Here is a 13,946-nt window from a genome sequence, read left to right on the forward strand (position 1 = left end):
TTAATATGGGTATAAAATAACGAAAACGTTATAGGCTTATTATCTGTTCTAGAAGGGGTAGTTGATGCCTATATTGTAAACGGCGTTTGCAAAGTTGTAGTTTTTAAGCCATTTATTGCCAGTTAAATAAGGTTCGTAGGTTTTAAAACCAACATCTAAACGTAGAATTAAAAAACTAAAGTCTAATCTTGCACCAAAGCCAGAACCTATTGCAATGTTTTTTAAAGAGGATAAGTCATTAAATTTCGATTCTTCTTCAACAAAATCAGAACCGGTGATGTCCCAAATATTTCCAGCATCAATAAACAATGCTCCTTTTAATTTACGAACCACATCAAATCTGTATTCTGCACTGGTTAAAAATTTAAGACTACCTACATTATATTCTAAACCAGTATTGGTGCTTCCTGGTCCTAACTCGTATGTTTGCCATGCTCTAATGTCATTAGAGCCTCCTGCAAAGTAGCTTTTTGTAAAAGGAATGGCTGATTTATCATAAGGAATAATAGCGCCTAAAAATGTTCTAAAGCCGAAAACGGAGTTTGTGCCAGCATCCCAAAACTGTTTGTATTCTAAGTCTGTTTTAAAGTATTGAGCTAACGGTATGTTAGCAAATGTTTTTTTACCATTCTCATTGGTTTTTTTTGATATTAACCCTAATACATTTCCAGAATTTGCAACTCTTATTTTAAGAAATGAAAAATTATTATCATTAAAGTTTGTTTGACTATTGTAAGTATAAGAATAGGCAAGAACAGGTATTAAAAAATCTGATGTAATAATATTATATCTGTTTAAAATATTTAAAGCAGTATTGTATTCGTCTGAATTTGTAGTTTTAAAACCTGTTGTATTATCAGCTACTTTCCCCATAAAAGAAAGTGCTTCGGATACTTGATTGCTTAAGTCGGAAGAAAGTGGGTAGTTTGTAGTAGTATTATTAGCGATGTCGAAGGCTTTAGCTACTTCGTTTAGGTTAGAAAATTCTGAGCTGTATATGTTAAAATAACTACCAATATTTAAGTTTTGAATGTATTGTGTATTAAAAATTTCTAATTGAATTGTTTTTTTTGCATTAAACTGCCATTTGTAATCTGTTAAAAATGTAAATGTTTGCCTGTCTAAACCAATGTTTTTCTGAAAACTAGATCCAATTGAAAATAAGGTTCTTGGAGACATTTCTTTTGGTACCAATTTATTTAAACCAAAAGGAGCAATAAACCGAGGTATTTCTAATGATGCATCTGCACCTGCCTCCCAACCTGGACCACTGTTCGAATTAAAATAAGAACCTAAAAAAGAGAGTTTTAATAATTCTGCCCCTCTAAAAGCATTTCTGTTAGATATAGAAAACTTAGCAGACGAACCAATGTTTCTGATGTTAGAGTGTGTTATTTCGGTTTCTAAACCTAAAGTAAATTTTTCTATCGGAGTTAAAAACACATCCATTTTTAGTTCATCGTCGGTTCCGGAAATTGGACTGAATTTAATATTGGTAGATTTAAAGTTTTTAAGTGCTTTTAAGTGATTTCTTGTTAAATTTCTTAATGTATCTTTATAGATACTTCCTGGTTTTAAGAAAATAGATTGTGCTAAATATTTAGGGTTATATTTTAGCTTGCGATAAGCTAAAAAATTAATTCCTTTATAATCGATTGAGTTAGATGGGGCTTCTCCTTTTTTTAAAAAAGAATAATCTGTAATAACATTTACTTTGGTTACTTTTTGTACTTTATATGGGGTATTAATATAAGCACCCTCTATTTCTTTTAATCGATTTCCTGATATTAAAAAATCTACATTTGTTTTATAATCTGTTCTTGTAGAGTCTACATAAAAACCAATAGCAGATTCTGTGAAGTTATAAATACCATTGTTTCTAAAGAGTTTTAAAACTCTACCAGCCTCGTTTCTAAATATTTTGTCATTGTATTGGTTTCCGGTTTTTAACAATGAAGATGTGCTAGAATTGGTATAAATAGAATCTAATACGGGAGATTCTATTTTAAAGTTTATACTGTCTAATAGAGTAGGTCTTCCTCTTGCGATATTATAAGAAACAGTTGCTTTTTTATGAAGAGAATCTCTATTAATTTTAGAGGTAACTTTAGATTTAAAATAACCTTGATTTTTGTAATACGTTAATAAGTTATTTTCGGTGTTTTTTATTTTTCGCTCGCTAATAATAGCAGGTCCTTGATAATTTAAAAACCATTTATTTAACCCAATAAAAGATTTTGCATATGCAATACTTTGTTTTTCAGAAAAAACATTTTTAATAAAATTATAAGAACGAGAATTTTTTTTCCCCCACTCAGAGGGTGTTTTAGGGTTGTTAGGATCTCCTAAATTATGAAAATAGAGTCCTACTGGTAAATTTAAAAATTTTGGATTCGGTTTTTGAAGAATGTATTTTTGAATATCAGTGCTTTTATTTCTAATGCTATCAACATAAATATAATTTTGAGTAAGCATGTGTTCATCTTCAGCAACATGCTTTGTAGAATTGCATGAAACCAAAATGAGAAGAAATAAAAATGATAAAGAAAGTTTTTTCATTAATTTAGCAGTGCTATCAAATTCAAAAATAGTATTTTTCGACGGTTTATTTCCAATTACAATCAATTAATGACTATATCAAAAAATCAACTTAAATTAATAACAAGTTTATCTCAAAAAAAGTATAGACTAAAGCATAAATTATTTATTGCTGAAGGGATAAAAGTTGTGCAAGAACTCTTAAATTCTTCATTTGACCTTGAAACTCTTTTTTGTAAAAATGATTTTACTTCGGATGTTTCCGAAGAACATATTGTTCGGGTTTCAGAAACTGATTTAAAGAAAATTAGTAATCTAAAAACACCTAATAAAGTTTTAGGGGTTTTTAAGATTCCTGATGAAAAACCTTTTACAAACAATGGTTTAATAGTTGCTTTGGATGCTATTAATGACCCTGGTAATTTAGGGACTATTATTCGCTTATGCGATTGGTTTGGTGTTGATGAGTTAATATGTTCTAGCGATACGGTAGATTGTTACAATCAGAAAGTAGTGCAAGCAAGTATGGGGTCTTTAACGAGGATTCCTATTCGTTATGTAGATTTAGCAGCCTATTTATCTGAAACGAATTTAGCAACTTTTATTGCTGACATGGATGGTAAAAATGTCTATAAAACAAGTTTACCAAAAGATGGAATATTAATTATGGGTAATGAAGCAAATGGTGTTTCTGATGAGATTAAAAACTTAATTACACATAAAATATCTATTCCTAGATTTGGAGAAACTCAAGAAACAGAAAGCTTAAATGTTGCTACTGCAACGGCAATTTTATTAAGCGAGTTTAAGCGTGAGCTATCGTAAATAATTTAGATAACAGTTTTTTAGTGAATAATTGTGCAGCTTTGTAACGATCTTAAATGTTTCGGCTCTTTCTTATTCAAAAGCAAAGGTTAGAAATACACCACGAGTTCCCATATAATTTACAGGTGCTGTCCAAGGGCTATTAACATCTTTATCGTATTTTAATTCACTTGGTAGTGCAAAAACACCTCTTATAGAAGGAGAGAATTTAAAGTAGTATAAGTAAATATCTATTCCTACGCCCACCTCATACATAAAGTTATGAGTCTTCATTCTAAATTGACTAGCAGAATTATCGTCTGAATTGTTTTCATTACTAGAAAAATTATAGTTGTAAGAAACTCCACCTAGTACATAAGGTTTAACGTTTTTATATCTATTGGTACTAAATTTAAAAATTAAAGGAACATGTAGATACGTAGAACTAACATCTCTAACACTGTCTAAAGGGTTAGCGCTGTAGTTTTTTAAATGATGAAAATATATTTTCTTAGAATTGGTCATTAAACCAGGCTCTAAACGTAAGTTTAAATTTTTATGCAAGCGTAAATCTGCAATTAAACCAACATTAAAACCAGTAGATGGCTCTACTGATATTTCTGCATCTGGAATTCCTGAATTGTTGTTATAACTAAATTTAAAATCATTCTGGTTTAAACCTAAATAAAAACCGTAATGCAATGTTCTTTTATCAAAAGTAGGTAGGTATTCAACTTTTTCTCTTTGCGCAAAAAAGGCAATAGAAGTTAAAAGGAAAAAACCGAATATTATAAATCTCTTACTCATCATTATTTACTTGCTGTATAAATTGTAGCTACCCCAAAAGTTACTGGCGTATCTTCTGTATGTGTAAACCCATTTTTTTGTAAAATATTGTTGAAAGCTTCTCCAAAAGGAAAAGAATTTGCAGTTTCTGATAAATAGGAATAAGCAACCTTATCTTTAGAAAACAATTTACCAACAACAGGTAAAAATAAATTAGTATATAATTTGTAACCTTGTTTAAAAGGAAATTTTGTTGGGTTAGAGGTCTCTAAAATAACCAACACACCTGTTGGTTTTAAAACTCTAGCTATTTCTTTAATTCCTTTCTCTAAATTAGCAAAATTACGAACGCCAAAAGAAACTGTAATAGCATCAAAAGTATCGTTAGCAAAAGGCATTTCTTCAGAATCGCCAACAATCATTTCTATTTTATCAGAAAGATTTTCTTTTGCAATTTTTTGTTTACCAACCTCTAGCATTCCTTCAGAAATATCTAAACCTACAATTCTGTCTGGATTTAAAGCAGCCATCATAATAGCTAAATCTCCAGTACCTGTAGCGATGTCTAAAATTTGTTTCGGATTGTTTTGCCCAACAATTTTTACTACTTGTTTACGCCATTTAACATCAATCCCTAAAGAAATAACTCTGTTTAAACCATCGTAGTTTTCAGAAATATTATCAAACATTTGAGCAACTTGCTCTTTTTTTCCTAATTCTGAATCTTTATAAGGCTTGATTGTTTTAGACATACTTTTTATCCGTTAATTGCTACTACTTCGTTAATTTGATTTGGTAACATTTCTTTTAATAAACTTTCTATTCCGTTTTTTAAGGTAGCTGTAGATGATGGGCAGCCACTACAAGCACCTTGTAATACTACACGAACTACTTTGTTTTCTTCGTCATAAGAACGGAAAGCAATATTACCTCCATCACTTGCAACAGCAGGCTTAATATATTCATCTAAAATATCAGAAATTTGTGCAGATATACCTTCTAATTTTACTTCTGGTACTTCAATTTTATTTTCTGATGTAGATTTTTCTTCTGTTGGTAATTCTTTAATAATCGTTTTTCCAGAAACTAAATATTCACGGATAAAAGTTCTTACCTCTGTAAAAACCTCATTCCATTCTACCATATCATATTTGGTAACAGAAATGTAATTATCAGAAATAAATACTTCTTTTACAAAAGGAAAATTAAAAATAGCTTGTGCTAAAGGAGATGACTTACTGGCTTCATCTATATTTTTATATTCAACATCTGTTTGTGTTAAAGATTTGTTGCTGCCAAATTTCATTACTGAAGGGTTTGGAGTAACCTCTGCATACACTTCAATTGCTTCTTTTTTAGAAGAAGTTTGCGATTCATTTACCACAACTCCTTTATCGTTTAAATAAGCTTCTATTTGTTCTTTTACTTCTTCCTGAACATCTATCCATTCTAAAATATCGTAACGCTGTATCGCAATAAAATTTGCTGTTATAAAAATTTTCTTTACAAAAGGTAAATAAAATAATTCTTGCGCTAAAGGAGAGTTTTTAGCTTCATCTATGTTGTTATATTCATAACTTCCACCATTAATTAAAATTTGATTGGTATTAAATTTTATAATGGTATTGTTTGTAGTTTCTTGAATGGTAATTTTTATATCTTGTGTCATACTAAAAATTGAATTGCAAAATTAAGGGAAAAAAGGGAAATAGAATTGGTTTTGATATGATAAATAAAAATTCCGCTAAAAGAGTTGTTTTTTTCTCTTTTAACGGAATCTAAATTTATGTGTAAAGCTTACAGGTTTAAAGTAACTGTAGCTGTAATTGTTTTATTGTCTATTTTTAATGCTGCTGGGTCTATTGAGTCAAAATCAGTATAGAAATTGTATAAATTAGTTTTATTGTTGTTGCTAAATGCAAAATCTAATTTAAAGCTACCAAAATTATAACCAGCACCTAAAGAATAACCTTTTAGGTTGTTTTTACTTTCTGCATGTTTGCTTGGGTCTTGCTCGTATTTATAACCTGCTCTAACACTAGCTCTATCAAAACGCCATTCTGTACCTAAATTAAAAGAGTGTGTGTTTCTTAAATCATTTTCAAAAAATTGATTTTCATCAGTAAAATTGTTACCCTTCAATTTCATGTTTTGATAACTTCTATTGATGTAATCTAAACTGATTAAACCATCTTTTCCAAAAATAAAGGCGGTACTTGCTGTTAATTTACTAGGTGTTTTTAGTTTGTATAGTAACTCTTGCGTAGGAAAAAAACCTCCAGAAGTGTTATTATAAACTAAATCATCATTACTAACGGCAATTTCTGTATCTCCAAGAAAACCGTCATTATCTGTAATGTTTGTGCTTTCAATTATTTCTGAGAACCAAGTAGGAGTTTGGTAAGCAAGTCCAAATCTAAAATTTGAATTTACTTTGTATATAAATCCTGCGTTAGCAGAAAAACCAGTACCTGTTGTTTTATTTTCTTGATAATAATTTGCGTCTAAATCATTGCCGTTACCATCATTATTAAACTCTGTTAATAGTGATTGCTGGCTGAAGTCTAGGTCGTAAAAATTTAAACCTAAACCTAGGTATAATCTATTTTGATGTACAGAAGAAAAGGCAATATTAAATTCTGATATTTCTCCACTATAATCATTTGCAAAACGTTGCTCATCAGCAAAGTCATAAGATAGGGTAGGTGTGTTGTTATCTAAGGGGAAGTCTCTAAATGTAGGGGTGCCACTATTTCCTTGCGCTATAAAGCTATTTTTAAAATCTTTTGTAATTCTATAGTTAAAACCAATGGCAAATTTACTCCAGTCAGATTTGTAAGCACTATCAAAAACTAACACAGCTCCGGCATGAGAAAGATTAAAAAAATTATCCTTGGTTTTTAATGAATTGCCATAATATTTAGAGTTTATATTTGTATTTCTAGAATTAAATGTTCCAGAAAAAGAACTGTTTTTAAATACAGCAATACCTGCAGGGTTTATGCTCATGGAAGAGATGTCGCCTCCTAATGCTCCAAAAGCACCGCTCATAGATGTAAAACGCGCAGATCCATTATCATCATTTTGAGAAAATAAAACACCTAAATCTTGGTATCCTAAAGACTGACCATAAGATGTAATTGTTGCTATAAATAAGATTGCTAATGCTATGTTTTTTTTCATACTACTTAACTATTTGTTTCTAATTCTTTAAAGAAAAAAGGTGTATTTTACTGTCCTCTTCTTCTAGATGATGTTGATGAACTTCTAGAGCTACTACTTCTACTTGGTGTGCTTCTTGTAGATGAGCTTCTCGTTGAAGACGAACTTCTTGAAGAAGGTGTGTAAGTGTTATTTCTACTAGATGAGGTAGTAGTTCTTCTTGGTGTAGAATTAGTAGTTGTGCTTCTTGTTGAACTTGTATTTCTTGATGTTGTAGATCTGCTAGTACTTCTAGATGAAGTGTTAGAACTTCTGTTTGTAGAAGGTGTAGATGATCTTCTAACAACTACAACTTGTCTATTGTTTTTAGAGTTTGTATTGTTGTTTACGCTAGTATTATTTCTCCTTGTAGATGAACTACTTCTAGTGCTTCTTGTAGGAGATGTACTTCTTCTTGTGGTTGTAGAGCTTCTACTAGGTGTAGTGGTGCTTCTCCTTCTAGACGTACTTGTAGGTTGTTTACTTGTAGTTGTACTTCTTCTACTATTTGCTGTTGTGCTGCTGCTTCTACTTGTTGTTGTATTTCTATTTCTTGAGTTAATAGTGCTATTTCTTCTATATGAGCTGTTGCTTGTATTTCTTCTTCCGTAATTATTATTTCTGTTACTATAATTAGTATACCTATTATTGTTATATCTATAGTTGTTTCTATATCTAGAATAGTAAGGTTGGTAATAATATGGTGTATAAAAACCTACATTCCAAGCATAAGAATTATGGTAAGGATGCCAATAAGGGTTGTAGTTCCAATTGTAACCTCTATAATTCCAGTTTCTGTATCCCCAAGTATCAAAAGTGTTGTAGCCATAGTAATTATTCCAATAAGGGTTTTCAATTACGTTAACACTTACAACAACGTCATTGTTGTCATTTTGTCCCCAAGGTTGGTTTTGTTTATAGTTTAATGTATTATCAATATCCTCTTCATCAACATAGATAGTATCTACAGAATTATATTCATCAACATCTGTAAAAACGTCATTATTATCTGAGTTTTCTAAACTATTTAGTTTGTTTAAAAAATAATTATCATTGTAGTCGTCATATTCTTCATTATCAACTATAATTACTTTATTAGACTCTCTATACTCTGTTTCATCACCATAAATACCGTCATCATTATATGCACTTTGATAAGTTCCGCAAGAAACCATTACCAAACTTGTTGTTAGTAAAATTAATAGCTGACTTAGGGTTCGATTTATATATGGTAGTTTCATAATGAATATATTTAGATGAATACTTATTTTATTACTTAAATGTAGTTAAAACTCTTTTAATTATAGTAGTTTTGTACTGTTTTTGTAAAATATAACTAATTTTTAACGAACACTTACACAATAAAGGTAACAATATTTGTGCCAAACTTTTGATTATGAGTAAACATTTAACGAAAAGAGCCGACGATTATTCTAAATGGTATAACGAGCTAGTAGTGAAAGCAGATTTAGCTGAAAATTCTGCAGTTAGAGGTTGTATGGTTATTAAACCCTATGGTTTTGCTATATGGGAAAAAATGCAAGCAGAACTGGATAGAATGTTTAAAGAAACAGGGCACGAGAATGCCTATTTTCCATTGTTTGTTCCTAAAAGTTTGTTTGAAGCTGAAGAAAAAAACGCAGAAGGTTTTGCTAAAGAATGTGCAGTAGTAACACATTATCGTTTACAAAACGATCCTGATAATCCAGGTAAATTAAGGGTAGATCCAGAAGCTAAATTAGAAGAAGAATTGGTTGTAAGGCCAACATCTGAAGCGATTATTTGGAACACGTATAAAGGTTGGATTCAATCTTATAGAGATTTACCATTGTTAATAAACCAATGGGCAAATGTTGTTCGTTGGGAAATGCGTACGCGATTATTTTTGCGTACTGCAGAGTTTTTATGGCAAGAAGGGCATACTGCTCATGCAACAAAAGCCGAAGCAATAACAGAATCTAGACAGATGCAAGATGTGTATGCAACATTTGCAGAAAACTTTATGGCAATGCCAGTTGTCAAAGGGATAAAGTCTGATAGTGAGCGTTTTGCGGGTGCAGAAGATACCTATACTATAGAAGCTTTAATGCAAGACGGAAAAGCTTTACAGGCAGGAACAAGTCATTTTTTAGGACAAAATTTTGCAAAAGCTTTTGATGTGAAATTTACTTCTAAAGAAGGAAAAAAAGAATATGTTTGGGCAACGTCTTGGGGCGTTTCTACACGTTTAATAGGTGGTTTAATTATGACGCATTCTGATGATTTAGGTTTGGTTTTACCGCCTAAGTTAGCGCCTATACAAGTAGTAATTGTTCCTATTTATAAAGGAGAAGATCAATTAGAAGCTATTTCTGAGAAAATGAATGTAATTGTAAAAGAATTACGCTTAAAAGGAATCTCTGTTAAATTTGATACTAGAGATACATATAGACCGGGTGCAAAATTTGCAGAATATGAATTAAAAGGAGTTCCTGTTAGAATTGCAGTTGGGAATAGAGATTTAGAAAACGGAACTTTAGAGATTGCCAGAAGAGATACTTTAGAGAAACAAATTGTTGCACAAGAGGATACTGTTTCTTTTATTGAAAATCTTTTAGAAGAAATTCAAGAAAATTTATTTAAAAAAGCAATAGATTTTAGAGCAGCCCATACAACTGTTGTAGATGATTTTAAAGAATTTAAAAGCGCAATAAAAAATAAAGGAGGTTTTGTTTCTGCCCATTGGGATGGTACAGAAGAAACAGAAGAAAGGATAAAAGAATATACTAAGGCTACAATTAGATGTATTCCTAATGATGCTAAAGAAGAAATAGGTGTTTGTGTTTTAACAGGAAAACCGTCTTCTAAAAGGGTGCTTTTTGCAAAAGCATATTAATTTTGAAAAAAAACTATTTTTTTTTCAAAAACTATTGCAAGATATAAAAAACATTGTATATTTGCACCCGCAATTGAGTTATGCTTGATTGTTCTGGTCCGTTCGTCTAGGGGTTAGGACGCATGGTTTTCATCCATGTAACACGGGTTCGATTCCCGTACGGACTACAATGTTTTAATACAAAAAACAAATTAAAGGAATTATGGCAAATCACAAGTCAGCATTAAAGAGAATTAGAAGTAACGAAACTAAAAGGTTACGTAATAAATATCAGCACAAAACTACTCGTAATGCTGTTAGAGATTTACGTACTGTTGAAGATAAAAAAGATGCAGAAGAAAAATTAGTTAAAGTTATTTCTATGTTAGATAAATTAGCGAAGACTAATATTATCCATAAAAATAAAGCGGCTAATTTAAAATCTAAATTAACAAAGCACGTAGCTGCATTGTAAGATTTATTTCCTGAAAAATTTAAAACTCTGAATATTTATATTCAGAGTTTTTTTTGCTCCTATTTTAAATTTACTTCACTTTAAGGACCAAGGATCAAGAACCAAGGATCAAGTCAAAAAGTTGTGGGATTTAAGAATTACGCAAAAATAGTAGTAAGTCTATATAAGAAAAAATCCACATTTCTGACGCCTCTAAACTGTGCTCTAAAGGCTTTAATTTTAGCATTGAATGATTCTGCTGATGCATTCGTACTTCGATTATCAAAATAGTTTAAGATGTTTTTATAATGTATCGACATCGTTCTAGCTATAGTGTTGAAGCTTTTAAAGTGTGCCTGTCTTACTTTTTCATCCCATTTAGCAAGTCTTATAAGTGCTGATGTTTTGTCTGTAGTGTTATTGAATATCCAAGATAGATTTTGACATAACTTGTATGCTTTCTCTATATCAGGATATTTTTCAAACAATATTTCTGCTCTTATAGATTGATTTTTAGTCCATTTACTACTTGATTTATATAATAGATATCTGCTTCTAGCTAATAGTTGTTTGAGTGTATCTCCATTTGGTAATAGTTTTTGGGTGTATTTTAAAGATTTACTTCTGGCGTTTTCAATGGCATCATTCTCAACATCAATCGCTTCCCACCGATGTTTAATTCTTATTTCTTGCAGTGCATCTAATGCTAATTTTTGCACATGAAAACGATCTATTACTAAGGCAGCGTTTGGAAAGGATTTCTTGACTATAAGCCCCATATTTCCTGCCATATCCAAGGTTACTTCCATGACTTTCTTCCTATGTTTTAAAGGAATTTTATGAAGTATTTTTATGACAACTTCAGCTTTGGTTCCTTTAACCATGGCTACTATTGCGCCTTTCTTTCCTTTAGCTGATTTATTTGTTATTATGGTATATAAATCACCGTTGGAAAAGGCAGTTTCGTCAAGTGATAAGTGAGTCCTTAAATTCTTTGTGAACAATAACCAGTCTGTTGCGTGCTTCTGTTGATCCCATGCTTTAAAATCACTTAAATAATCCTTATACTGTCTTTGTAAACTTCTAGGGTTTACGCCGTAGAAATTAGCTACAGTACTAGTGTTAGTTGCGTTATTACTGACTGATATCTTTTAAAAAAGCAGCAAATTCACTAGTTATTCTAGTGCCTTTTGCTACTAATTGCCAATCTCTAGTAACTACTTTTTTAGAATTTTCCTCAACCCAACGTCGTCTAATAACATGTAGAAAAACGTTTTTACCTCGAATTGGAAAATCTTGAATAGTAGCTTCAGAAAAAAAACCTTTAGAACTTAATTTAAGTGCTTTAAATTCTTCTGGAATTGTATTTAATTCTGTGAAATGGAAATGAAGTTCTCCATTTTTAACTTCGTGTTTCGTTAGTTTAAAGTAGTCAACAAGAATTTCTGGTAATAATAGTTTTGTAAGCTCAATTGAAGTGTCCAAAATAGAGATTTATTAGACTGTAAAGTTCATGCTTTTTAATTTACTCCACAACTTTTTGTGTTGATCCGACAAAACTTGTGTGATTTAGGAATTATGTGTAAATAATAATTAATTAGAGATATGAATAAATTAAACTTGCACAAAACAATGGGTAAAATTATTTTAAACTTACTTAAAAAAAGTAGTAAACTATAAATAGTTACCCTTTATTTCTAAATTTATTCAGTTTTAAGAAATGGTCTTATTTATTAAATAATCGATATATTTCTTATTATTTTTAATACAGAATAGAATTGTATCGCTGGTTATAGTTTTATTTTCGAAAACCTTTTTTTCTATGCCTCTGTAATCTATTGTGTACTTTTATGGAGTGGGTTACTTTTCTAACAACAGCAAATATGCCACCAAGCATAGCGCCAAGAAATGCACCCATTGTAATTGGATCGAAATTATGGCCTGTAATAAGGTATTTTAGATAGAAAATAATGATTCCTATAAATATAGCAACAAGAAATACTTTTAGTTTAGATTTAGATAGATGTGCATAAATACCAACAAAAAAACCTGTTATTATTGATGTTGCTGTAATTTTCGTTAGAATTAATTCAATGATATTAATTTCATCGGCAATAAAGATTGATGTTACAAACATGCCTAATAAAAGACCTGAGATTATACCAATTAAAATTTTTTTAATCATTTTTTAATAAAATTATAGCTTATAAAAGTACATCTTTTTTTTTATTAATTTAAGCTTGTTTCTTTTGCCCTTTCGTTCTTCTTTTTTTTGAAGTTTTTAGCTTCTAGATTAGAAAAGTAAACAAAACTTAATAAATTGATTTTGGTTTAAAATTTGATAAAAGATAACTGAGTCTTTATTTTTGATTTTTTCAGCTCTAAACTCTTTAAAAACTGCTGATGTTGTGCTGATTTTTCATTAAAAGGTCTGTGAGATATTCCTTTTTGAATTACTTCAATTTCTTTCATCATCGATTTTGAGCTTTCAGAAAACCAAGTTTCAGAAAACTTTTCCCAAATGTAATTGATGGCTGTTTTATTTGGGTGAATCATATCTTCGGTATAAAACCGATAATCTCTTAATTCATCCATCATAATTTCATAAGAAGGAAAATAGAAGGTGTAGCCTTCATTAAGTATATTGTGTATTGCAGTAATTAAATGCGCTTTACTTAACGTGTTTTCTATAAAACCGTCTTTTAAATGTCTTACAGGAGAAACCGTAAAAAGTACTTTTATTTCTTTATTGATAGATTTTAGCAGTTCAATTATGGCTTCTAAGCTTTCAGAAATCTCATCTACAGATAATAATTCTTTTAAGAACTTTTTCTGCGGAATTTTATGGCAATTAGCAACAATTGTATCTGTTTCTATAAAACGATACACCCAAGAAGTACCTAATGTTATAATAACATGTGTTGCAGCTTCTAATTGATTGTTAGTCGATGAAATTGCGGTATTCAGATTATTTAAAAGCTCGTTTTTATCAGCAGAACTTAAATTAGAATGCGCATCAAAACAATGCCAACGTTCATTTTGAAAGGTTAAATCGTCTACTGTATAAACTTTTTCATTAATAGCGTTTGTAATTAAATTCTCAACAGCTTTTGGATGAAATAGAATACCGAAAGGATTTTGATTAGATTGAAACTTATAATAGGTTAATTTATCTCCAATATTTTCTGAAAAACAAGAACCTAATAAAACAATTTTAGAGTTGTAGTCTATGGTGTTTTTTATTTCTTTTTTTAAGGGAATTTTAGTTTGGAGTTGCATAGTTTTTCTCGGAAAGCTTTAAAGTTTAAT

General features: G+C 30.3%; 13 protein-coding genes and 1 tRNA gene. 4 read left to right on the plus strand and 10 right to left on the minus strand.

All coding sequences use genetic code 11. The annotated features are described in order from the left end of the window. Nucleotides 1-48: 48 nt before the first annotated feature. On the minus strand, nucleotides 49-2,559 hold the full coding sequence (gene tamL, locus GQR92_RS14405; protein WP_158840728.1) for a translocation and assembly module lipoprotein TamL: 2,511 nt from the start codon (nucleotides 2,557-2,559) through the stop codon (nucleotides 49-51). A 69-nt stretch (nucleotides 2,560-2,628) separates the two neighbouring features. On the opposite strand from tamL, the gene GQR92_RS14410 reads away from it, so the two are divergent. Continuing rightward, complete coding sequence (locus tag GQR92_RS14410) at nucleotides 2,629-3,363, plus strand: TrmH family RNA methyltransferase (protein WP_158840730.1); 735 nt, start codon at nucleotides 2,629-2,631, stop codon at nucleotides 3,361-3,363. A 72-nt stretch (nucleotides 3,364-3,435) separates the two neighbouring features. Here the strand turns inward: GQR92_RS14410 and porT are convergent, their stop codons facing one another. From porT to GQR92_RS14435, 5 genes are all read right to left on the minus strand, one after another. After that, nucleotides 3,436-4,152 (minus strand): type IX secretion/gliding motility protein PorT/SprT, encoded by a 717-nt coding sequence (gene porT / locus GQR92_RS14415; protein ID WP_158840732.1) that lies wholly within the window; start codon nucleotides 4,150-4,152, stop codon nucleotides 3,436-3,438. Beyond that, nucleotides 4,152-4,880, minus strand: coding sequence for a bifunctional demethylmenaquinone methyltransferase/2-methoxy-6-polyprenyl-1,4-benzoquinol methylase UbiE (gene ubiE / locus GQR92_RS14420; RefSeq protein WP_158840734.1), 729 nt, complete (start codon nucleotides 4,878-4,880; stop codon nucleotides 4,152-4,154). The genes porT and ubiE overlap by 1 nt, the downstream gene beginning before the upstream one ends. Before the next feature lie 5 nt (nucleotides 4,881-4,885). After that, on the minus strand, nucleotides 4,886-5,797 hold the full coding sequence (locus GQR92_RS14425; RefSeq protein WP_158840736.1) for a NifU family protein: 912 nt from the start codon (nucleotides 5,795-5,797) through the stop codon (nucleotides 4,886-4,888). A 128-nt stretch (nucleotides 5,798-5,925) separates the two neighbouring features. Continuing rightward, the gene (locus GQR92_RS14430) at nucleotides 5,926-7,311 is read right to left on the minus strand and encodes an OmpP1/FadL family transporter (protein WP_158840738.1); all 1,386 of its coding nucleotides are present in this window, start codon (nucleotides 7,309-7,311) and stop codon (nucleotides 5,926-5,928) included. Nucleotides 7,312-7,358: 47 nt separating this feature from the next. Beyond that, nucleotides 7,359-8,570 carry a hypothetical protein gene (locus tag GQR92_RS14435; RefSeq protein ID WP_158840740.1) on the minus strand — a complete coding sequence of 404 codons (1,212 nt, stop codon included), beginning with the start codon at nucleotides 8,568-8,570 and terminating at the stop codon, nucleotides 7,359-7,361. A gap of 155 nt (nucleotides 8,571-8,725) precedes the next feature. On the opposite strand from GQR92_RS14435, the gene proS reads away from it, so the two are divergent. From proS to rpsT, 3 genes are all read left to right on the plus strand, one after another. Next, complete coding sequence (gene proS / locus GQR92_RS14440; protein ID WP_158840742.1) at nucleotides 8,726-10,204, plus strand: proline--tRNA ligase; 1,479 nt, start codon at nucleotides 8,726-8,728, stop codon at nucleotides 10,202-10,204. Nucleotides 10,205-10,299: 95 nt separating this feature from the next. Next, nucleotides 10,300-10,371, plus strand: a tRNA-Glu gene (locus GQR92_RS14445). A gap of 35 nt (nucleotides 10,372-10,406) precedes the next feature. Beyond that, a complete protein-coding gene (gene rpsT, locus GQR92_RS14450) occupies nucleotides 10,407-10,658 on the plus strand; it encodes a 30S ribosomal protein S20 (protein WP_158840744.1) in 252 nt (83 codons plus the stop codon). Between the two features lie 137 nt (nucleotides 10,659-10,795). On the opposite strand, the gene GQR92_RS14455 is transcribed toward rpsT, so the two are convergent. The 4 genes from GQR92_RS14455 to GQR92_RS14470 form a co-directional block, all read right to left on the minus strand. Then, nucleotides 10,796-11,785 (minus strand): ISAon1 family transposase, encoded by a 990-nt coding sequence (locus tag GQR92_RS14455; RefSeq protein ID WP_158842179.1) that lies wholly within the window; start codon nucleotides 11,783-11,785, stop codon nucleotides 10,796-10,798. Then, nucleotides 11,772-12,122: an ISAon1 family transposase N-terminal region protein gene (locus tag GQR92_RS14460; RefSeq protein WP_158840746.1), complete on the minus strand. Its 351-nt coding sequence runs from the start codon at nucleotides 12,120-12,122 to the stop codon at nucleotides 11,772-11,774. Before GQR92_RS14460 ends, GQR92_RS14455 begins: the two co-directional genes overlap by 14 nt. Before the next feature lie 313 nt (nucleotides 12,123-12,435). Beyond that, nucleotides 12,436-12,822 (minus strand): hypothetical protein, encoded by a 387-nt coding sequence (locus tag GQR92_RS14465; RefSeq protein ID WP_158840748.1) that lies wholly within the window; start codon nucleotides 12,820-12,822, stop codon nucleotides 12,436-12,438. A 146-nt stretch (nucleotides 12,823-12,968) separates the two neighbouring features. Next, nucleotides 12,969-13,916 carry a GSCFA domain-containing protein gene (locus GQR92_RS14470; RefSeq protein WP_158840750.1) on the minus strand — a complete coding sequence of 316 codons (948 nt, stop codon included), beginning with the start codon at nucleotides 13,914-13,916 and terminating at the stop codon, nucleotides 12,969-12,971. Between the last annotated feature and the right edge of the window lie 30 nt (nucleotides 13,917-13,946).

The sequence above is a fragment of the Polaribacter sp. L3A8 genome (genome assembly GCF_009796785.1).
Classification (GTDB): Bacteria; Bacteroidota; Bacteroidia; order Flavobacteriales; family Flavobacteriaceae; genus Polaribacter.